The following is a 20,803-nucleotide window of genomic DNA, read 5'->3' as shown; positions in this document are numbered from 1 at the left end:
ACGGTTTGAATTGGCAAAGTTCGTATTATGTAACTGGATCGACATCCTTTTTTTATCGGGACATTATTTCAACCTGAGCGTTCGGCGCTGAAAAATATTACTCATTGATAAAAGCATTTCATCGCAAAGCATCCTCCTCGGAATAAGAAAGTTCGTTACGCGGGTACGTTAGTTGAAACAAACTTGAGAGCAGAACGCCGCGGCAGCTGCTCTTTTTGTCATTAAGCTATTGGGCAGGATAATGGAGTAGTTTACTTAATATACACAATGATATGTCTTGTAAATATTGGAATTTTTAAGCATGATTATTCTTAACTCAATACTGTGTGTGACTGGCGTAAACATGGAGAACCATGAGGGAGCACACAGATAAATAGCCGTACGCCTGGGCAAAGTATTTGATCTTAGATCAGATGCTTTTTTTATTTCAAATAATGAAAGGTTAGGTGCTCAGGGATGAAGATGGCTTACATTCTGTTTGACAAGATGACAACATTAGATTTTGTTGGTTTTTACAATGCGGTATCTTGGTTAAGAATTCTAAAGGCCAAAGAAGGAGTATCGTGGGATCTCTGTGCAAACAAAGAGGAGATTACAGACGATCGAGGTATGACAATAAAAATAAAGCATGTTTGCCCAGATTTATCCGGATATGATTTGATATTTATTCCTGGTGGTATGCCTACTAGAGAACTGAGATATGATACGGAATTTGTTTCATGGATCCAAAGGGCACGCGATGTACAGTACAAAGTATCTGTCTGTACAGGAGCATTGCTTTTAGGGGCCGCAGGATTCTTAAGTGGGAAAATGGCGACAACGAACCCAAATGCTTACGAATTGTTGACTCCTTATTGCTCAGAGGTTATTAAAGCCCGTATTGTACGGGACGGGGATACTTTTACGGGTGGCGGTGTTTCAGCTTCTATTGATTTAGGTTTGTACCTTGTTGAATCATTAACGAATGCGGATATGGCGAAAAAGGTCCAGAACATGATGGACTACCCTTACTATCGCTCGGGCAATTTATCCAATGTTTTCATGCCGTACGAATAACAGATACATTAACTTTCTATAGACTGTAGGCCATCCTTTTAGCGGATGGCCTTTTTTAAAACTTGCCGTTACAGACAGCGCGGAGATGCGTATCGCACATACTGATACAGCGAAAAATTGAATATGTATAGAATCACTAGTGTTCAATTAATAGTTTAGTACCGTAATGACACAAGCGGAGTGCTTAATATTGATGGTTCTGAATCAATAAATGAGATGTGACAGTACGGCTCAAGACATTGAGTCCATTTTTGTCGAATGATTCTATAATTGGAACTTTTTAAGGTCAGGTGCGTATCAATGGATAATATTAGCTTTTTTACTGAAGTATATGAAATTACAGGAGAAGCAATAAACCTAATAATCAAGGAGTGGCTCGATTGAACATCAAAACATATACAGAATCCAACCGTGAAGCTTGGAATGAAGTAAATCCCATTCATCAGAAGCATAACCCGATTCAATTAAGTGAGGCTTTTCAAGCAAAAGGCTACTCCACGCTTGATGAACACATCACTCGTACATTTCTCCGACTAGGGTTGCAAGGACGTAACGTGGCGCAGCTCTGCTGCAACAACGGTAGGGAAGTATTGTCTCTGGTCAACCTAGGTGCACAAAGCGGCACTGGGTTTGACATTTCTGATCACGCCATTGAGGAAGCCAAGGGGCTTGCCACAACTTCCGGCTTGCCCTGCACATTCGTCCGTATGGATGTTTACGACATTGATAGTGTACATAGTAATCAATATGATCTGATATACATATCTATCGGAGCTCTGACGTGGCTTCCTGATTTGAACAAATTTTTTAAGATTGCCTCTACCTTGCTTAAAAAAGGCGGTTTGCTCGTTATTTATGAAATGCATCCAATGTTGAACATGCTGGCTATGGAAGATGAGCCTGAATTTGAAGATCCCATGAAAATCGCCTTTTCTTATTTCAAAAGCGAGCCGTGGATTAACAATATCGGTATTGATTATGTTGGAAACACGACCTACGAATCTGCAACCAATTACAGCTTCAGTCATACACTGGCTTCCATTTTCAATGCAGTCATTAAAAGTGGCATCCATATCACTGAATATGAGGAACATAACCATGATATTTCTTGTATTTTTACCCATTTGGAAAAAGAAGCGAAGCTCCCCATGAGCTACACTATGATTGGGAAAAAAGCATAGTCACCTTTATTGAATATGTAAATACATGTGGAGTGCTCAATATTGATGATTCGAAATTATAATGGGATGTGGCATTTTCGCTTAAGAAATGTTGGGTGATAGGTGTACAAGGCACGTTGCTAAGGGCGTTGATAAAGGAAATCCATATGGAGGCAGACAGAAAGAGTATTCTGCTGTACCAGTGAGCGATATACGGAGAACCGTATCACAGAGAAAACTCAACTCACTACGCTAATGGAGAACGTTAGTTGAATAAAGGATTCTATACAAACGATGAAGGAGCTGCCACGGCAGCTCCTTTTTACATGTTCACATAATAAGCGATTTTATACATATGTCCTCATTTAAAGCTGATACTTTATCAAATTTATTTTCACTCCGCTAATGGGAAGTATAGCTGAATAGTCAGAATAATAAAATTTCTCTTTGATTATCTCCTCAAATGGGCTATAATGGAAAAAATTATATGATTAGGTGGGATTAGTGTTTTGATGATGATGAATGTGTTCCTGACAGTAGTTTTCGGTTAATCAATTAACTGAATAACGCGTGAACCTGACCAATGAACCTTACTCTGTTTAGAGGGGTAAGCTTTGCTATGTCTTCGTTCATGTTTAATCTGTCATGAACCAAATCATCATCATTGCTCCCGTATACAATACCGCAAATGAAGTGCGTCTATTTGTGGTTATCGTTTATAGAAGCCGTGGGTGAACTATGTTCATTCAGCGGCTTTTTTCTATTTCAAAAAATAATTAATTAGAGGAGATGTTTCAATGCAAAGGGCTGACCGTGAGACTATAAATGGACATTCGAGCGGTGTTGTTTGGTTTTCGGGTCTACCTGGTTCCGGTAAAACCACATTGGCGTTAGAAGTGGAAAAAGAGCTATGTCAACGTGGCATTAGATGCTTTGTATTAGACGGGGATAGTTTAAGAAAAGGGTTAAACCGAGATCTCGGTTTTAGCGATGAACATCGAAAGGAGAACTTGCGCCGCGCTGCGGAAGTGGCTTTTATGTTCATCGAAGCAGGTTTTCTCGTTTTGGTACCGATGATATCCCCTACTGAAACCAGTCGCGCAATAGTCAGACAGCGATTTAGTAGGCAAGATTATGTGGAGTTATATGTAAGATGTTCATTAGCGGAATGTGAGCGTCGTGATCCTAAAGGAATGTACCATTTGGCAAAAGCAGGTGATATTCCATTTTTCACTGGTATTTCAGCCCCTTATGAGCCGCCAGTAAACCCTGATTTAATTCTGGATACAGAGAGCGGCGATTTACGGTATTGCGTAAGCAACCTCGTTAATTATTTAAAGATGAGAAAGATAATAAACCCACAATAGAGGAGAATGTTGAATGAAACCCAAACGTTGCTACACGATATGGTTTGCACAAAGAACAGGAAGCACCTTGTTATATAAAGCACTCGAATCAACCGGAGTCGCAGGTGTTCCAAGAGAATGGATGAATGATCTTGATCCAAAAGTAATCAATATCCAACAAATCCAGCGAATTTGGGGAGAAGGGACGACACCAAATGGTGTGTTTGGAATGAAATGTTCTTTAAATCAGGTATGGATTGAGATATTGCAAAAAGAATTACAGTTGCCACAAGGTTTGTCTCGACCGCGCATCTGGGAATCGGCTTTTCCCGAGTGCAAACATATCTATATGACTAGGCGTAACAAAGTAAGGCTTGCCGTATCTTGGTGGAGAGCGATAGTATCGGGAGAATGGCATCGTGTCCATGGGGAAAAACCGCAACAGGAGGACATTATAGACAATTATAATTTCAACGCTATCAATCATTTGCTGGTGGAATGTAACTTTCGGGAGGCAGCGATGGAAGATTTTTTTTCAGAGGAAGACATCGTGCCGCTTACGATCGTGTATGAAGATTTTGTGCAAAAATATGAGACTACTGTCCGGCAAGTATTAGATTACTTAAGTATACCTGCAGAAGAAGTTGATGTGGCTCCCCCGTTCTTTGATCAAATAGCTGACGATGTTGCTGAAAGTTGGGTTCAACGTTTCCGGAAAGAACGGCAAGCCGGTTGGGAGAACCTTGGATGGTAATTATGTTCGATATCTGAGCTACCGTTAAACTGGGATGGGGCTCGGATATTGAGAAAGTTGAGCTACTGGGGAGCGTTATTGAAACAACATAACCTGCTGCAACAGCGACTTCAAACTATTTTGGGATCGTTAGTTCCATAACAAGACATGTACACAAAAACATCAGGTTTTGTGTACATGTGAGCTGTGGCATTTGTAATCAAAATGAAATCTAGTTTTCATCTGGCGTTAATGAATCAAGCATATAATAGAACCCGACCCCCTTTTAAAATATAAAAATTAAGACCCACATCCCGTTGATGTGGGTCTCTTTCTGCTTTTTATAGATCTTCACCAAATAACGGTTTTTGTACAGATGTACTGGTGGGCGTTAAGCTAAACCGAGGGACGGGCAGTATAGTTCAAAAATTCCACCTATACAATCGAACGTATATTCGGTATTATTGAAATGGGTTAGAATTCCAAACAGGATTGATTACCAAATTTTTATCTATATAATTGGAGGTTCCAATATGATTAGCTTAGGTGAAAATACGATTCTTCGGTATAATGAATTTACAGAGTGGACGGATACCTTACATAATATACACGAAAAAATCTGGTTACAACCGATTGCTGAAGGAAAAGCATCAGTAGGAGAAATTATTTCGCATCTTAAAAATTGGGATACTTATCTCATCTCTACGATTATACCTGCGATTAAAAATGGAGAAGGAATGGTATTTCCAGATTTCGATTCGTTTAACAAAATAGCTTATGAATATGCCAGATCGGGAATTTCTGGAAATTTTCTGCTCGATGAATTTAAGCAAACTCGTACTAAGCTGGTTGAAATCCTGTTAACCGAGCCTGACGTTGTTGCTAAACATGTTACCGCGAACGGAATAGAAACTTGCCCGCACACCGGCACACCCTATTCTCTGCTTTACATCATTCATGAATTTAACGATCACGACAATCATCATAAAAATCAAATTTTAACGGTATTATAACTCTTTCCACTAACGAGGAATGGTAGTTCAATCAATAAAACACGAGGCAGCCGGCCATATGAATCGGCTGCCTTTTCTCAACTAACGGGCAGTTTAATTACAAAAAGGGAAAAATTTACATAGGAACAAATGTGCTGTATTATGATGAGGAAACATACTTTCTATATAAGGTGGTTTTTCAGTGAGTAAACAAGTTGTTGAACAGTTTGTTGACCGTATTGATGCAGTCTTTTTACCTGTGAAGAATCTTCAGGATTCGTTAGTGTGGTACCAAACCATGTTTGGGTTCGGTTTGCGTTGGAGTAATGAAAGAATGGCTGGATTAGCAATAGCCCCTAACTGCGGATTTCATTTAGTGCAAATCTCAGACTTTGAACCAATTAATAAATACACTCCATTCAATTTTGTTGTGAAGGATGTAGAAGAAGTGCGAGCTAGACTCGAGAAAGATGGAGTGACGGTTTCAGAGGTAAGGAACGGTGAACCTAAACGGTTTGATCTTACTGATAATAACGGAAATATGATCAGTGTCATTCAATTGTAACTAACGGAAACTATAGTTCAATCACGACACGATGGCAGTCGGCACACAACCAAGAGCCGTTGTCTTGTCTGTTGAAGTAACGGGCAGAGTATTATTAAGAAGTATTTTAAGCAGCCGTACCCTGCAAGGACTATTGCTCATTCGGATATGGGTTTCATGGTTCAAATTGACGCGATTGCTGAAATTAATTGCTCTAGAACTTTTAAGGAGTGATTATATGGAGAATGGGAGAATTATGGGAATTGCCTATAATGTAGTTCCTGTTGCGGATGTCAAAAAATCAGGGGAATGGTTTGTAAATCATTTTGGCTTTAATATCAGAAATGATAGAGGTACTGATTTAAGTTTATTCAAAGAGAACCGCCCAATACTTGTTTTGACTGAAACGGATAATGACACAAGAGCTGTTTTTGAAGTAAAAGGGCGAACTAGATGGGTTATTACATTCTTTACTGATGACATTGCATCAATACATAATCGATTATCTTTAGAAGGAGTTACTGTAAGGAATATCTGTGATGAAGGTATCTACGGTAAGTTTTTTGTCTTTGAGGACTTAGATGGAAACTTATTTGATGTATGGGAAAATAGAGATTGCGAGTTAACTTTTTAAGAAGGTCGTATTGAACTAACGGATACGATAGCTAAATGTGAACGAAAAATTGTAAGTAAAACTAAGTTGTACTAATGAGGAAGGGGCAAGAATATTGAGAGTGCAATGTCCTTGTTGCGACTATTTTACTTTCGCTAGCATGGAAGAGGCTTTCTTTGAAATCTGTGGGGTATGCTTCTGGCAGTATGATGGAGTAGCGCATGATAAGCCTGAAAAAATAAGTGGTGCAAATCGCATTTCTTTGAACCAAGCAAGAGTAAACTTCAATAAATTTGGCGTTTGTAAGGAACAATTCAAAGGAGTGGTAAGAGAACCTTTAGAAGAACTTCCTATAAACAACATAAAGTAATTCAGCTAAGAGTACGGTAGCAAATTATAATTTACTACCTGTTGCGCTAACGAAAAACGATAGTGAAGGAGCTTGCATCGGGGCAGCTCCTTTTTTTGATCATTCAAGTAACTGGCAGGTTAGTGCGAACAAAGTGGATTAAGTACTATTCTGATGAAATATGTCTACGTAACAAAAATTAACAAAAAACGCCACATAAATTGTGGCGCGATCTTTTTTAGACATAATTTAAGCAAGGGGGCAATTTCCAGCCCCTTACAATAATATTATAAACGACAGAAAAACATAAGTCTATATCTTTATTGCAAAAACCAGTATCCTTACATTGGGTTGGGGTAACAATCCAAACACTAAAATGTGAGGTGAATTTAATGAACAAGTCATACATTGATAAACTCCAGAAGTATGTCAATCAATACTTGGATTCGTGGGACTTTTTTGGAGTGATCCAGGTGATTCAGAAAGGGGAAGTAGTGTTCGAAAGAAGCGGCGGCTATGCCTGCCTCGAGCTTGGTATCACAAATCATGTGGAGTCGCGGTTTTCCCTAGCTTCTGTGTCAAAGCAATTTACCGCTTTTGCCATAATGCTCTTGCATGACAGGAAACAGCTGGACATTGATCAGCCCGCCAATCGGTACCTTCCACCGAACATGAAGATTTCAGACCAAATTACCGTCCATCATCTTCTCTCGCATACCTCCGGCCTTTATAATTATATAAACTTTGAAAGTAATTTTTTTGGCGAAGAGAATCGGTTGAGTTATTCGAAGGATGAGTTTTTCGCAAAGTATATTAATAGGCAGCCAACACACAATCCGAGTGAACGATATGACTACAATAATTCCAACTATCATTTGCTTGCTTGGATTATTGAGCATGTGTCCGATATGAGCTATGACGAATTTCTGAGCAGGAACATATTTGAGCCATTACATATGGCCCATACAACTGTTGATGATGGGGATAAAATTATTGACGGCAGATCATTTAACTATGTCATAGATTATGATCGTTATATCAAAGCACCATATAGCAACGAAAAATTCAGTATTGGTGCAGGTGCAATAGTGTCAAACTGCGAAGACCTATTTAAGTGGTATCAATGTTTGAGGGACCGAAAAATGTTATCGGAAGAAGCTCACAACCGATTTTTCAGGGAAAATCTCAATCATTACTGTTATGGCCTAGAACATTCATATATGTACGGTACAGACAAGTTTTCGCATGGAGGGGATAATATGGGGATTACAACCTACATGCAAAGCTTCTTCGATGAGGATCTTTGCATCATCATTCTTTCCAATAACGAATGCATCAATCAGTACAAGTTGGGCAATGTCATTTCAGATATTTTACATGGTGTTGAAGTGGATGCTCCTGCCAAGTTTCAAGAAATCTCGCTAAGTCAAAATAAGCAGGAACATTATTGCGGCACTTATTTGAAAAACAAAATTCAGATCGAGCTCATTAACGGAAAGTTTTATTTTACTAGATTTAAAGGCAATTTGCATATTGAAATATACCCGGTAGGGGAAGATCAATTTGCAAGAAGATATTACGACCAGTTTAAGCCTTACCAGATAACATTTGATCAAAATAACAAGCCGCAGTTCTTCGGGTATACATTGCAGGATCGTGCAAGGAAAGATAATTTAGCGGAAGGAACAATTTAACATGGAAGTCCCTCTCAGGGGAACTTCCCCCGATCCCTGCTATAAGACATATCACTATACAGGAATTCTAACGAGGAACGATAGTTGAGCAGCTTCCATCGCGCAGCAATCTTTATATTTACAGAAGTAGATATTTGTCTTAAATTCCGTATGCGAGTTGTTGGCAAAAGTTTGAATTACAATAAAAGGGAAGAAGGGAGAAGTCCTGCATGATTACGCTCAGAAAAATCACACTGGAAAATCGGCGTGCCATGTTTAAATTGGAAGTTTCAGAGGACCAACGACACTTTGTTGCGTCTAATCTGTCAAGCGTTGCTTCTTGTTATGTCCTTGTAACCAATGGAGGACATCCATTCCCATTTGTCATTTACGCCGGATGAACAGCCGGTCGGGTTTGTTATGTTGGCTTATGGAATCACTGGATACGAAGAACCGTCAATCGCAGAAGATAACTATTGCATCATGCGACTGATGATTGACAAGCAATACCAGAACCGGGGTTATGGTCGGGAAGCTATGAAAAAAATCTTGGAATTTATTCGCACCTTTCCAGCAGGGCCAGCACATTACTGCTGGATCCCTTATAAATCCGAAAACGTCGCTGCCAAAAGGCTTTATGAAAGTTTCGGCTTCCGTGACAACGGTGAAGTCTTCAACTACGAATCAATAACCGTTTTGTGCCTCTAATTTGCTGTCACACCATTAAGCGAGCTCAAAGGAAGGGCCATTCCGCTAACGAGGAACTGTAGTGCAAAAACAAGGGACAGATCGCCGCGGCAGGCAGCTGTCCCTTGTTTCATTGAAGTAACGGGCAGATTACTTTAGTTACAACATTGACGTTCGGCAAAATACAAGCTTTACTACGATGCTCAACCGATACATTCTTATCTAATCAAAACTTTACCTATACTCTTGGCAAGGCAGCATGTTACCATATTACTGTTGTCCGAAAATTTACCAGTACCGGAGGTATTTTAATATATGGGTATCAACTTACAAGATTGGATACATGAAGCCGATTTGGTGAGTATGCAAAAGGCAATGTCATCGGGTGAATGTACATCCGAAGCCCTCGTGCTTGCATATATCGAACGCATTCATAGGTATAATCCTCTGATAAATGCCATATTAGAGATCAATCCAGATGCTCTTGAAATAGCAAGGAATCTTGATCTTGAGCGAAATACAACAGGTAGTAGGGGGCCTCTGCACGGAATTCCTATCCTGCTCAAGGATAACATCGACACGCACGACCGGTTGCATACGAGCGCTGGTTCAATCGCATTAGCTGAGTCGTTTGCTCCTGAAGATGCGTTCGTAGCCGCAAAAATCCGGGCTGCAGGTGCTGTTCTTCTAGGTAAGGCCAATATGACCGAGTGGTCGAATTTTATGTCCAATCGTATGCCAGCTGGATACAGTTCCAGAGGAGGATATGTTTTGAATCCATATGGACCTGGCAAGCTCTTCGTCAGCGGATCAAGTTCAGGCTCGGCTGCAGCCGTAGCGGCGAGCTTGACAGCAGCAGCGATCGGAACAGAAACCGCAGGTTCGATTATTGGGCCGGCCAGCCAACACTTTCTCGTCGGAATAAAACCTACTGTAGGGCTTGCGAGCCGCAGCGGCATTATCCCAATCTCTATAAGTCAGGATACGCCAGGACCGATTTCAAAGACAGTCACAGATGCAGCGATTCTACTTGGGGCAATCGTCGGGATTGACGAAAACGATAAGGCAACTTGGACTAACCCGCATCGTACTTTTCATGATTACACAACTTATCTCGACCGAGACTTTCTGCGTAAAACTCGTATTGGGATTCCCAGACATTACTATCGGTCGTTGGATGAAGAAAGACTTTCCATCATGGAATCCGCCATTAATGTTCTGCGTGAGCAAGGTGCTACAGTTATCGATCTTGTGGACCTCCATTTGGAACAGCATCCATGGAACAATGATGTTATCTGCTACGAATTCAAAACAGGCCTGAATCGCTATTTATCTAAGTTGAACTCGGATATGCCCGTGCACTCTCTTCAAGATCTAATAGCTTATAATCAGAAACACGCTGCATCCGCATTGAAGTTTGGCCAAGATAATCTGATTCGCTCGGAACAAAATGCGCTAAACGAGATAACATATCAACTTAAACGACAAGAATATAACCATCCGGCTGTAACGCAAGGGATTGACTATGTACTCGATCAACACGGCTTAGATGCTTTAATGTTACCCGGTGACATTGATGGCATGTACATTGCTGCCCGGTTAGGGTATCCCCTTATCACGGTGCCCGCCGGTTATTCAGCAAAAGGAACAATTGATGCTGATGGCGATTCGACGCAGGGTCCATTTGGTGTTGTCTTTTCCGGGAGGGCTTTCAGTGAGCCCACGCTAATCAGCATCGCTTATAGTTTTGAGCAGGCAACACTATTCCGTCTTCAGCCAGAAATGGGCTAAGCTAACGAGGAACTATAGCTCAATAATAAAACAGCTTGCCGGCATATTCCTTAGCCTGTTCAAGTATCGTAATGAACAATAACCAATTATGGTAATATTGGTTATTTACACAAATAAGGAAAATGAAAGGGGATGGAGATTATTTTTAGAGACGCACAACATGCCTGGAATCCTACTCCGGAAGAAATAAGAGCATGGGCATACAGTGATGAGAAGATTCCAGATCAAGATTGGGAGTTGGCTGTAAATAGTTTTGAAAATATACCGATGATCTGTTCATTTATTGACGACGAGAACTGCAATGAATATCACACTTCATTTTTTCTTAGCAGCCTCTACGTTTTCACAGGAGATATCGTTAAGTCAGGAGAAATTAAAGAAACAGCGAGGCTATCTGTGTTATTAGAAAAAGTGGAAATGACAGCTAAATCGGTAAAACTAAATGACTGGATCAAACGCTCTAAGTACCTTATTCAGCAACCAAAGACCTATGATTATGCCTACTGGGGGCTTTTTTCCAAGTACGTTTACTAAACTAACGGATAACTATAGCTCAATACAGAAACGAGGCTGCCGGCACAAATGGCAGTCTCCATTACGTTAACGGGCAGAATAGTTATAACTAAAGTCTTCCCAAAATTAGGGATTACATTTGATATAATCATCTAAGCAGCTGGTTTAACGGCTGTTTTCTTCTCAATAGATGGGTTTCTATGCCCCGCAGCATGATAACGAGTATATCCAGGATAATACGAGCTACCTCATCGACAAGAGAACTCGAAACAAAACTCTCGCCATGTGGAGTATGCAAACGGAGGAATAAATGAATATTGAACTTGAAAAGCTGATTTACGCTTTAAACCAACGGTTCAAGACGGATATCATCTCTGCCGACTGCCAAACTATGCCGTTACAGGGCGGAACTGTGGGAAATGTGTACCTAGTAACGGGGATCGCCGAAAGCGTGGATGGCAAAAGATTGCCGTACCGTATAGTGCTGAAAATCCAGAATAAATGGGAGCGTTACGGCGATCCGGGCTCATGGCGTCGGGAATATGATCTCTATTCGTCTGACTTGGGAGCGACGTTCTCGCAAGCCCTCCGCTGGCCGACATGTTATCACGCCGAGCTCAATGCCGAAGAAAATGAATACCAGCTGTGGCTGGAATATATCGATGGCGTAACCGGTTTAGACTTGACCGGTGACATGTATGAAAAGGCCGCGCTGGAGTTAGGGCGCTTTCAAGGCAAGTTGTATGCGGAGCAGCCCGCCGTGCTGCAGAGCCTGACCAACCTGAGCCATGCGGATCTCATGAAGAATACGTACCTGCATTATCGGTCATGGCCGGTCGTCTACGATTATATACGCTCGGAGGACTGCGAATTCCCGCTGCACGTGCGGCAAATGCTCATCGACATCGATGAACAAGCAGACGAGATATTCGCCCGTATCGAAAAATTGCCCCTCGTGCTATGCCACCGGGACTTCTGGGTAACCAACCTGATCTATGCTGAAGGGAATATCGCGCTCATCGACTGGGATACCAGCGGATGGGGCTACCTGGGCGAGGATCTCGCAAGCCTGATCGCGGATGAACCGGATATCGATCACATGGTCGAATACTACCAGCGATGCGCCCCCGCGTATTACAAAGGCTTTTCGGAGTATGCACATGTATCCCGAATCGCCGATCATTGTGTCTATGAGATAATTCTTCTCGTATTCGGGTACAGGCTTGTAGAGGGGTATCTCCACACAGAAGCTGATGACGAGAAGACGAAGCATGTCCATACTCTCCAAAAAATCTATGAAATGAAGACCAACCCTGGATGGTCACATCTGGTTACATAGCCTGAACTAACGCAAAACGATAGTTCAATCACAACACGACGGCAGCCGGCATACTATCGGCTGCCGTTGTCCGTTGAAGTAAATTGCCTGGTAAGTTCCAAAATGTGGTATTATTTAGATAACAAAATTTACTTAATGGAGGGCAAAAGATTGTCCAATTCAAATCTTATATTTCCTGATATTGAGACAGACAGGTTGAAACTGGCTATTCTTACTTTAGACGACATCGAATCCGTCTTTAATCACTTTTCAGATGAAAATGTTACAAGATTTATGGATATAAGTCCATGTAAAGATAGAAACGAAGCTGAAGAAATCATAAGATTTCACATAGAAGATTCGGGTTGTCGCTGGGGGATTTATAGCAAGAGTGATGCTGAGTTTATTGGAACTTGTGGCTTCCATTGCTGGTTTCAGGGAGAACAACCTAGAGCTGAAATCGGGTTTGATCTAGCAAGAGGATATTGGGGAAAAGGAATTATGCAAGAAGCATTGAAGCCTGTAATAGAGTTTGGTTTCAAAGAGATGAGCTTGAATATAATTGAAGCTACGGTGGAGCAAGAAAATGACAGATCAATAAACTTACTTCGAAAACTAAATTTTGAAAGAGAAATAGAATTAAGAGACCAGTTGATATATTATTTCTTGCTTCGAGAACATTGGGGACGGTGAACGATAGCTCAATAACTCAACTTTCTCACCCTGAAATACCTAATAAACCCTTGTAGAACTTGGGCAAACTGGCTGTAAACCTATCAAATATCTCCTGAAATTGTTCTTCAGTGAGCAAAAGAACTTCTTGAATGGCTTGTTTTAACAAATCAACTAAGAGCATTAAAGTTGTGGCTAGCTTGATATCCTCAAGTTCGTCACAGCATACATAGAATAAATGACCTAAAGTGCGTTGATCTTTGTTCTCTCTGGTTTCCATCGCAAGAAAAAGATAGCGTGTAAAAACAAGGGTCGTATGAGCAAACATCATATCGTAGGAACGCCCTTGAAATTCTTTAGCCAGTCGCAAATAGGATTTGTTCATCTTGAAGAAAACCTCGATATCCCAGCGTTTACCGTAGATGCGAACTATTTCTTCATCAGTCAGGTTGATGTCGGTGGAGAGCAGGGCTAGCCATTGTTTCGACCGATTTCGGTCTCGAACAAATACGATCCTAGCGTTGACTTCTTGATCGCTCTCGTCGACTCCAAGAATGACGACGACGGAGGCTAATATCTTTGCCTTTCCTCGCTTTTTGCGCACTTCTTTGTACAGCCCATTCAAGTTGAATTTGGCTCCATTGTAGGTATAGAACACTTTGGGCATTGCTTTAAGCATACAAATAACGTGAATGCCTTGCTTTAAAACATTCATGATGGTGGATGGAAAGCTGAACCAACTGTCAAAAAGTAAATAGGAAGCCTGAACGCCAGCAGCAAGTGCCTGCTCTAACAACTCCAATAAAGCCACCGAGGATTTCATCATACTTTCTTCACGGCGTTTGTAACCAACCGTTCGTTTGTCGTTGTCCGTGCTCATTTCAACATAGCGATTCTCTTGCTTATGTGAGCTCAGCAGCGAAAAACAAAGCGGAACAAATGTATTTCCATCTGACCAGCCTAGGGTCAGCATGCGAAATCCACGAACAAACTTGCCAGTTGTATGGTCATGTACGTTAGCAAGTAATTCAACGGCTTTACTACGTGCGCGTGAAAAGAGCGAATCATCGAGAATAAGTACCTTCACACATTCGCCCGATGATAAGGGACTTAACTTGGTTTGAATGAGTCCACAGCTTAAACGCAGCAAGAATTTACGCCAGTTGAACCGACTTGAATTCAGAAAACGGTAGAGACTATCTTTTCCTGGACGTGCTGTGTCATCTTCCTTTTTCAAAGTTTGATACAGATTCTTGTTGCCAAAGACCAACAGAAAGATGAATTTAAAGAGTTCAAAGCATGTAAATCCACATTCTTTGAAAAAATTAGATTGCTTGAGTAATTTGCTAATTCGGTGCTGTACGAAAAATTGATCTACTTGTGAAGTTAACTGCTGTTCAGAAGCCGAGGGATTTGATACGATAGACATGGAAAACATCCTTCCTTGGTGGGTTTAGAGTGGTATCTTAATTTTACCAAAGGAATGGGTGTTTTTCTGTTCTTTTTCGTGACAATTCCTTGTTAGATCAAGGGTTCATTGAGCATTTTAAAGTGAGAAAGTTGAGTCAATAATTAATTAAAACGCGGCTGCCGGCGTAGATTCGGCAGCTGCGTTCTGCTAACGGGCCGTTATGCGAAATAAAAAGGTAATCTTGTAGCCATAAAGATTTAAGTGGTATTGTTGACCTATGGAGGGAGTAAACCATGAAAAGAAAATGGGAAATTACACCTTGGACAAACGAATGGAAGCATCAATATGAGATTGAGTCAAAAGCTTTAACGGATATTTTTCAAGCAGAAATATTTGAAATACACCATGTTGGTAGTACCTCTGTTCCATCAATTGTTTATGCAAAACCAATCATCGACATTTTGATAATAGTAAAAGATATCGAGCAAGTGAATTTGTATAACGAACAAATGATAAAAGCGGGTTAGCGAGTAAGAGGAGAAAATGGAATACCTAATAGGAGATATTTCACAAAAGGGGATTTTCCACGAACACATCATGTACTTTTTAAAGCATACTTATTAGCACATCCTCAAGAAGCTGAAAAATACGGTCAACTAAAGTTGAAAATATTAGAATCATTACCAAATGAAGAATATCAACAAGAGAAAGAAAAGAAAATAGATAAATTGGTTGAAGAAGCATTAACTTGGGGAGAACGCAGAAGGAATCAGTTGTTAAGCTAACGAAAGAACGATAGTTAAGGATCTGCTTCACGTCAGATCCTTATTTGTGTTTTTTGATGTAACGGGCAGGATAAGGCAATTTAGCATGGAATAAATTGTATTACAGAGTTTTCTGTAAAGGGAGGTGCATTTTATGACACAGCTAGATGAACTGAGGAAGAACATTGACGAAATTGACCAAAAAATAATTACTTTATTAGCTCAAAGGTTTAAATATACAGAAGAAGTTGGAATATATAAATCGAAGAATCATCTAAATGCCTAAGATACTAACCGTGAATCTCAACAGTTTCAGAGGATCATTCAGCTTTCGAATCAGAATGGTTTAAATCCTGATTACTCATCTGAAATATATAGACGTATTATAGATATGGTAATTTCTCGGCATCAAGAGTTATTAACAATGGAAAGATGATTGCGCTAACGAGTACAATAGTTTTAACAAAAAGGAGTAGTTTGCCGATTGGTAACTGTTCCTTTTAAGTTGTTATTGAAACTTTTGTAACAGAATAACGTCTAATACTATATTCCAAATTTTAGGCGATAATTTTTCGTGTGTTTTGATCGAGAAACGTTTAGAGAAGAGAAATGAAAGTTAATTGGCATTATTTTAGATAAACATTTAGGAGTTGGTCGGTTCCCGAAGTCTATTTATTGGAAAAATCATGAAGCGAGGATGGAAATCTCAATGATTAGAAATTCAATGCTTGTCATTGCCACAGCGATGCTGATCGCCGGTGTCAGCTTTACCTGCGGAATACCGAGAGTACATGCCGAGGCATTGCTCGGCGGCCCTTACGCTCCGGACGGACTTCGCATTCCAGCGGAGATTGAGCTGCTATCCGATACGCCCTATTATGCTAGTCCCCCCAATCGGTCGGACGACAAACCGGAGGGAGTATTCGCACCGCAGATGGTCAAAGTGCTGAAGACTGAGCCCTCGTGGTCGGTCAGCGGAACCACGTGGCAAATCGAGACGATGTTCGGACCACGCTGGATTATCCCGAAACCGTGGGACATCGACATCGCTCCGCCTGAGAGCGTCACGCTTCTGGAGGAGACGCCGCTGTATGAGAGCCAAAGCGAAGACGGCGGCTCGGTAGCAACACTCTCTCCGCAAGCAGTTCAGGTCGTAGGTGCGGAGAAACAGTGGTTTTACACGAACGATCCGAAGAGCAAGGCCTGGATTCAAATTCATACGACATGGCTCGGCGATCTATGGGCGCATATTCCGATCAATCGAATTGGGTTCGGTACAGAAGGTGCAACGGAAAATACATTATAACGGGCAGTACGCAAAACGCGATACTACCGGCTTGCTGGGGGTCTACTCTCCTGACGACACCAAAGCGGTTGCTCTTAAGGGTGACTACACCGTCATCGGCGAGTATTCGACGGTGTACGACCGGGGTTACGAAATCCAAACTGACGGCGGTCAGGTATGGACTCGCGACAAAGGCATAGAGATGATCTCGAAAGGCGAGACGGTGCGGTTGACAAGTGAGACTCCGCTCATCGCTGACATTTGGGATGAGAAATTGTAGGAGCTTGCCTTGCTGAAAGACGAGGAAGTCACGACTTTCGAAAAAATAGAGGAGCCGCTGTGGGTAGGCTTCGGATACTATTCAAACTGGCCTGCAGGGACATGGTACCATGTGCACAGTTCAAAAGGGACGGGGTGGATCAACAAGGGGTATGCCGAACCTGAGTCGGCGGTGCCCGTACATTGGAAGGTAGCTCTGAAGGATCAGTACGAGCTAGAGCGTTATCCTGGCGTGCCGTTTACTGGCTCTACACTGCTACTGCGACAGCAGACAGTGGAAGCGGCGGAGGCATGGGATGATCCAAGTGGAATCAAATGGCTGAGGGTAAGTGTTGATGGTCGCACGGGCTGGATCTCGCCTTCATATGGCGAGCAATTACGAATATGGGATGAGGACGCGAATACGGCCATTCAGGTTTTGCCCGGCACTATACTCGGAGTTGGCATAGTGAAGGACATTGAAGGCAAACTGAAGGTCTTTAATGAAAAGAAGATCGGGTATACCGAAGATGGAACACATTATTTGGAAGCTGGCCTGCTTGCAAATGAGCTTCGTTTTGAAGCGGTTAAGGTGCCTTATGCAGATGCCGTCACCTACAGTCAGGGAGACTATTCGTTCATGCTGGAGTCGGCTTTCGCACCGCCACGGTGTATTGGCACGGCTCCATACAGCGCATCGCCCAATTGAAGGACTTCCCTCGGCATACAGACAACGACTGGTACGTCAGCTTGCGCGATGCGCGCACATTGTTCGGACTCGAGCAAACCGTACCGGACAATGCGAACATTTTCTATTTGTATGAGAAAGACTATAAGGTGGAGCTGGGGACGCTCTCGGACCCCATAAGCGGCGGGCACATTAACCTGCAGGCGTTCTTGTACGAATGGCTTAGCCCGTCGGAAAAAGCGGCCGGGCGCATCCCGATGCTGATGTCGCTCGAGGTCGATGGCGACCACGGAGGAGACAGCCTCATATCGCTCGAGGATGCCGTCGTATCCGGGTCGAACCGCGGTCCGGATGCGGTAACGTCGCTGTTTCGGCTGACCGCATCACGTCCACTACCGCCTGGTCAGCACCAGGTGGACGTGGTTGTGAGTGTCGGTGAGCGGATCGTTTGGAAGCAGACGATCTCGGTGAAAGAAGAGTGATGGGGCGTAGCTTACTTGCTCAGCTCTACGCCATGGATAAGTTGATTAGTTAACAGGAACGAGATTTTAATAAACAAACAGGATGAGGCTGCCGGCGCAACGGCGGCCTTGTTGAGCTAAATTGCAGATTACCGGAGGAAAGATATGTTAAAGCATAACTTAAAGATCAAGATGCCATGTCTTTTGCAAAGTGGGGTTTCCCCACAAGGGGGCAATTGGTATCATATTTCAACTTACAGCGGCATCGTGTGGGTGCCAGAAAAACCGTTACAGTAATGAATAAAACAAAAAGAGGATGTCAAATTACTGAGGCCACTGAAAAACCAATGTTTTTGAAAAAACTAAGAAATTAGGGGGATCAAAAATGTCTCCCTAAATACGAAACGAGCCTTAGAAGCGATTCTGGAGGCTCGTTTTTTTCTGATATTTTATTTTCTTTAAAAAAACGGACTTTTTCAGTGGCCTCCAAATTACTGGGGAATAATTTGGAAGTATTATTTACTGACATCACCAAAAGAGGCTTGGCTAGGGTAAAAGGTAATATGAGTAGCTTATTCCGCTAACGCAAACCGATAGTGAAGGAGCTTGCCTCGCGGGGCTCCTATTTTTTGTTCGTTCAAGTAACGGGCAGAATACTGAAGTAACCATGGAGGAATTCCAGAATTGGAAATGGAATAATTATGAAATAATATTTTTTGGAGGATAACCGATGATTCGACTGGCGGAAGAGAAAGATGCTTATTTGGTCCATAAAATTATGTTACTTGCGTTCGAGGAATTTAGAAATATTGATGTTCCTTCAAGTGCTCTTAATGAGACGATTGTTTCAATTGAAGAGTCATTAAAAAATGGAACTGAAAAAGCGTTGCTTTATTTTAGTGATGAGATTCCTTTGGGTTCTGTTAGATTTAAAACTGAGGAGAAATCACTTTATTTCTCACGTCTTTCCGTCTCTCCTGAAGCAAGAGGGATAGGCATTGCTAAATCAATAATAAATTGGCTCGAAGAATACGCTGAAAAGCATGGAAAATCAGAGATTACATGCAGGGTTCGGATGTCTATGCCACAAAACATACAGTTATATAAATCAGTTGGATTTATTGTTACAAAAGAAGAAGTAGTAGATAATCCAAATGGTTTCCCAGTAAAGACTGTAGTAATGAAGAAAGCGATATAATTACCACGTTTCCGTAATCATGAGAACCTATATCTTATATATGAAATTGCTACTGACGTAAATTGGTCGGTTGCCTTCTCAATTAATGAGTAGCATCGTTCTAAATTTAAGAATGACTAACTCGTTGAGCTCTAACGGAAACAATAGTTTAATACAAGCGGCAGTCTAGACTTCATTTTTTAGTCCATGGCTGCCGTTTTTAAATATGGAGAATCAGTCTAACATTTTATTATCTGAAGAAATTTACGTTGCTTCGTGTCCATAACCTCAAAAAATTCGACAACACAGGTGAAGATTTGGAAGATTTGATCTCCATCGGCACGATTGGTCTGATTAAAGCTATCGAATCTTTTTCACCGAATAAGGGCACGAAGCTGGCGACTTTTGCTGCACGTTGCATCGAAAATGAGATCTTGATGCATCTGCGCTCCTTGAAGAAAACACGTAAAGACGTATCCTTGCACGACCCGATCGGAACAGACAAAGAGGGGAACGAGATTACGCTCATCGACATCCTCGGGAGCGAGGCTGACGATGTGGTGGATGCGGTACAGTTAAAGATTGAGAAGTCGAAGATATATAAAAATTTAGAGATTTTGGATGACCGCGAGAAGGAAGTTGTTGTCGGTCGGTTTGGTTTGGAGCTTGGCGGCGAAGAACGGACGCAGCGGGAGATCGCGAAGGAGCTGGGGATTTCGCGTTCGTATGTGTCGCGGATTGAGAAGCGGGCCTTGATGAAGCTATATCATGAATTTTATAAGGCCAAACGTTAAGACTGCTAGGTTAGGATTATCATTTTCAACACGTTTCGTATAGTCGCATTCTTCATTGTTAGGGATCTTGGGATCGCAGAATGGAGGCGAAGGATATGAGCCTAATTCAAATTGATCATGTCTGTAAGCAATATGTGATGGGTGGGGAAACGATCCGCGCGTTGGATGATGTGTCATTAGTAATTGAACAAGGAGAATTTGTCGCGATTATGGGGCCATCAGGTTCGGGGAAGTCGACACTGATGAACATTATAGGGTGTTTGGATATGTCTGACACGGGATCGTACGTTCTTGACGGCAAAGCGATTAACCAGATGAAGGATTGGCAGCTGGCCGAGATACGGAATCGGAAAATTGGATTCGTGTTTCAAAACTTTAATTTACTACCCCGATTAAGTGCATATGAGAACGTGGAGTTGCCTTTAATTTATCGGGGGATGACGCGGAAAGAACGAGAGCCACTTGCTTTGAAAGCTTTGGAAGCCGTCGATTTGGTGGATCGCAGGAAGCATTTGCCT

At 41.8% G+C, this 20,803-nt stretch carries 21 protein-coding genes, 3 pseudogenes and 1 riboswitch; of the genes and pseudogenes, 23 read left to right on the top strand and 1 reads right to left on the bottom strand.

All coding sequences use genetic code 11. The annotated features are described in order from the left end of the window. Nucleotides 1-318 precede the first annotated feature (318 nt). Nucleotides 319-398: riboswitch (ZMP/ZTP riboswitch) on the top strand. A 58-nt stretch (nucleotides 399-456) separates the two neighbouring features. The 14 genes and pseudogenes from IEY34_RS10920 (at nucleotide 457) to IEY34_RS10855 (ending at nucleotide 13,468) form a co-directional block, all read left to right on the top strand. Beyond that, nucleotides 457-1,056 carry a DJ-1/PfpI family protein gene (locus tag IEY34_RS10920; RefSeq protein ID WP_189011273.1) on the top strand — a complete coding sequence of 200 codons (600 nt, stop codon included), beginning with the start codon at nucleotides 457-459 and terminating at the stop codon, nucleotides 1,054-1,056. A 380-nt stretch (nucleotides 1,057-1,436) separates the two neighbouring features. Next, nucleotides 1,437-2,237, top strand: a complete 801-nt coding sequence (locus IEY34_RS10915; RefSeq protein WP_189011271.1) for a class I SAM-dependent methyltransferase — start codon at nucleotides 1,437-1,439, stop codon at nucleotides 2,235-2,237. 776 nt (nucleotides 2,238-3,013) lie between these two features. Then, nucleotides 3,014-3,583, top strand: coding sequence for an adenylyl-sulfate kinase (cysC, locus tag IEY34_RS10910; protein ID WP_189011269.1), 570 nt, complete (start codon nucleotides 3,014-3,016; stop codon nucleotides 3,581-3,583). A 13-nt stretch (nucleotides 3,584-3,596) separates the two neighbouring features. Further along, the gene (locus IEY34_RS10905) at nucleotides 3,597-4,316 is read left to right on the top strand and encodes a Stf0 family sulfotransferase (RefSeq protein WP_189011267.1); all 720 of its coding nucleotides are present in this window, start codon (nucleotides 3,597-3,599) and stop codon (nucleotides 4,314-4,316) included. Between the two features lie 512 nt (nucleotides 4,317-4,828). Further along, nucleotides 4,829-5,308 (top strand): DinB family protein, encoded by a 480-nt coding sequence (locus IEY34_RS10900; RefSeq protein WP_189011264.1) that lies wholly within the window; start codon nucleotides 4,829-4,831, stop codon nucleotides 5,306-5,308. 181 nt (nucleotides 5,309-5,489) lie between these two features. Beyond that, the gene (locus IEY34_RS10895) at nucleotides 5,490-5,852 is read left to right on the top strand and encodes a VOC family protein (RefSeq protein WP_189011262.1); all 363 of its coding nucleotides are present in this window, start codon (nucleotides 5,490-5,492) and stop codon (nucleotides 5,850-5,852) included. Between the two features lie 64 nt (nucleotides 5,853-5,916). Next, nucleotides 5,917-6,465 (top strand): VOC family protein, encoded by a 549-nt coding sequence (locus IEY34_RS10890; protein ID WP_229757576.1) that lies wholly within the window; start codon nucleotides 5,917-5,919, stop codon nucleotides 6,463-6,465. A gap of 100 nt (nucleotides 6,466-6,565) precedes the next feature. Beyond that, the gene (locus IEY34_RS10885) at nucleotides 6,566-6,814 is read left to right on the top strand and encodes a CPCC family cysteine-rich protein (RefSeq protein WP_229757584.1); all 249 of its coding nucleotides are present in this window, start codon (nucleotides 6,566-6,568) and stop codon (nucleotides 6,812-6,814) included. Between the two features lie 371 nt (nucleotides 6,815-7,185). Further along, nucleotides 7,186-8,487, top strand: a complete 1,302-nt coding sequence (locus IEY34_RS10880) for a serine hydrolase domain-containing protein (RefSeq protein ID WP_189011355.1) — start codon at nucleotides 7,186-7,188, stop codon at nucleotides 8,485-8,487. A gap of 209 nt (nucleotides 8,488-8,696) precedes the next feature. Beyond that, nucleotides 8,697-9,174 (top strand): annotated as a pseudogene (locus IEY34_RS10875) (GNAT family N-acetyltransferase). 294 nt (nucleotides 9,175-9,468) lie between these two features. After that, nucleotides 9,469-10,944 carry an amidase family protein gene (locus IEY34_RS10870; RefSeq protein WP_189011260.1) on the top strand — a complete coding sequence of 492 codons (1,476 nt, stop codon included), beginning with the start codon at nucleotides 9,469-9,471 and terminating at the stop codon, nucleotides 10,942-10,944. A gap of 132 nt (nucleotides 10,945-11,076) precedes the next feature. Then, on the top strand, nucleotides 11,077-11,478 hold the full coding sequence (locus IEY34_RS10865) for a hypothetical protein (RefSeq protein WP_189011258.1): 402 nt from the start codon (nucleotides 11,077-11,079) through the stop codon (nucleotides 11,476-11,478). Nucleotides 11,479-11,767: 289 nt separating this feature from the next. After that, the gene (locus tag IEY34_RS10860) at nucleotides 11,768-12,796 is read left to right on the top strand and encodes an aminoglycoside phosphotransferase family protein (RefSeq protein ID WP_189011256.1); all 1,029 of its coding nucleotides are present in this window, start codon (nucleotides 11,768-11,770) and stop codon (nucleotides 12,794-12,796) included. 150 nt (nucleotides 12,797-12,946) lie between these two features. After that, nucleotides 12,947-13,468, top strand: coding sequence for a GNAT family N-acetyltransferase (locus IEY34_RS10855; protein ID WP_229757574.1), 522 nt, complete (start codon nucleotides 12,947-12,949; stop codon nucleotides 13,466-13,468). Between the two features lie 25 nt (nucleotides 13,469-13,493). Here the strand turns inward: IEY34_RS10855 and IEY34_RS10850 are convergent, their stop codons facing one another. Beyond that, on the bottom strand, nucleotides 13,494-14,885 hold the full coding sequence (locus IEY34_RS10850; protein WP_373291220.1) for an IS4 family transposase: 1,392 nt from the start codon (nucleotides 14,883-14,885) through the stop codon (nucleotides 13,494-13,496). Nucleotides 14,886-15,151: 266 nt separating this feature from the next. Here IEY34_RS10850 and IEY34_RS10845 point away from each other — a divergent pair. The 9 genes and pseudogenes from IEY34_RS10845 to IEY34_RS10805 all read left to right on the top strand — a co-directional run. Next, a pseudogene (locus IEY34_RS10845) lies at nucleotides 15,152-15,643 on the top strand (GrpB family protein). Nucleotides 15,644-15,776: 133 nt separating this feature from the next. Next, nucleotides 15,777-16,058, top strand: a pseudogene (locus IEY34_RS37795) (chorismate mutase). A gap of 273 nt (nucleotides 16,059-16,331) precedes the next feature. Then, nucleotides 16,332-16,928 (top strand): hypothetical protein, encoded by a 597-nt coding sequence (locus tag IEY34_RS10835; protein WP_189011252.1) that lies wholly within the window; start codon nucleotides 16,332-16,334, stop codon nucleotides 16,926-16,928. Between the two features lie 31 nt (nucleotides 16,929-16,959). Next, on the top strand, nucleotides 16,960-17,187 hold the full coding sequence (locus IEY34_RS10830; RefSeq protein ID WP_189011250.1) for a hypothetical protein: 228 nt from the start codon (nucleotides 16,960-16,962) through the stop codon (nucleotides 17,185-17,187). A gap of 9 nt (nucleotides 17,188-17,196) precedes the next feature. After that, on the top strand, nucleotides 17,197-17,874 hold the full coding sequence (locus IEY34_RS10825) for a hypothetical protein (RefSeq protein ID WP_189011248.1): 678 nt from the start codon (nucleotides 17,197-17,199) through the stop codon (nucleotides 17,872-17,874). A gap of 41 nt (nucleotides 17,875-17,915) precedes the next feature. Next, on the top strand, nucleotides 17,916-18,335 hold the full coding sequence (locus tag IEY34_RS10820; protein ID WP_189011246.1) for a hypothetical protein: 420 nt from the start codon (nucleotides 17,916-17,918) through the stop codon (nucleotides 18,333-18,335). 709 nt (nucleotides 18,336-19,044) lie between these two features. Further along, nucleotides 19,045-19,512 carry a GNAT family N-acetyltransferase gene (locus IEY34_RS10815; RefSeq protein ID WP_189011244.1) on the top strand — a complete coding sequence of 156 codons (468 nt, stop codon included), beginning with the start codon at nucleotides 19,045-19,047 and terminating at the stop codon, nucleotides 19,510-19,512. Nucleotides 19,513-19,715: 203 nt separating this feature from the next. After that, nucleotides 19,716-20,285 (top strand): RNA polymerase sporulation sigma factor SigK, encoded by a 570-nt coding sequence (gene sigK, locus IEY34_RS10810; protein WP_373291224.1) that lies wholly within the window; start codon nucleotides 19,716-19,718, stop codon nucleotides 20,283-20,285. A gap of 95 nt (nucleotides 20,286-20,380) precedes the next feature. Continuing rightward, nucleotides 20,381-20,803: ABC transporter ATP-binding protein (locus tag IEY34_RS10805; protein ID WP_189011242.1), on the top strand; the 423-nt coding region annotated here is incomplete at its 3' end.

The sequence above is a fragment of the Paenibacillus marchantiophytorum genome (assembly GCF_014640555.1).
GTDB classification, from domain to species: Bacteria; Bacillota; Bacilli; order Paenibacillales; family NBRC-103111; genus Paenibacillus_E; species Paenibacillus_E marchantiophytorum.
Note: the sequence above shows the minus strand (reverse complement) of the source record. Positions and strands in the feature narration are given on the sequence as shown.

Bases quoted from the DNA above. Each gene is read 5' to 3' on its own strand.
- IEY34_RS10920 (WP_189011273.1), top strand. From the start codon at position 457: ATGAAGATGGCTTACATTCTGTTTGACAAGATGACAACATTAGATTTT.
- cysC (WP_189011269.1), top strand. From the start codon at position 3,014: ATGCAAAGGGCTGACCGTGAGACTATAAATGGACATTCGAGCGGTGTT.
- IEY34_RS10905 (WP_189011267.1), top strand. From the start codon at position 3,597: ATGAAACCCAAACGTTGCTACACGATATGGTTTGCACAAAGAACAGGA.
- IEY34_RS10900 (WP_189011264.1), top strand. From the start codon at position 4,829: ATGATTAGCTTAGGTGAAAATACGATTCTTCGGTATAATGAATTTACA.
- IEY34_RS10880 (WP_189011355.1), top strand. From the start codon at position 7,186: ATGAACAAGTCATACATTGATAAACTCCAGAAGTATGTCAATCAATAC.
- IEY34_RS10870 (WP_189011260.1), top strand. From the start codon at position 9,469: ATGGGTATCAACTTACAAGATTGGATACATGAAGCCGATTTGGTGAGT.
- IEY34_RS10865 (WP_189011258.1), top strand. From the start codon at position 11,077: ATGGAGATTATTTTTAGAGACGCACAACATGCCTGGAATCCTACTCCG.
- IEY34_RS10860 (WP_189011256.1), top strand. From the start codon at position 11,768: ATGAATATTGAACTTGAAAAGCTGATTTACGCTTTAAACCAACGGTTC.
- IEY34_RS10850 (WP_373291220.1), bottom strand. From the start codon at position 14,885: ATGTTTTCCATGTCTATCGTATCAAATCCCTCGGCTTCTGAACAGCAG.
- IEY34_RS10835 (WP_189011252.1), top strand. From the start codon at position 16,332: ATGATTAGAAATTCAATGCTTGTCATTGCCACAGCGATGCTGATCGCC.
- IEY34_RS10815 (WP_189011244.1), top strand. From the start codon at position 19,045: ATGATTCGACTGGCGGAAGAGAAAGATGCTTATTTGGTCCATAAAATT.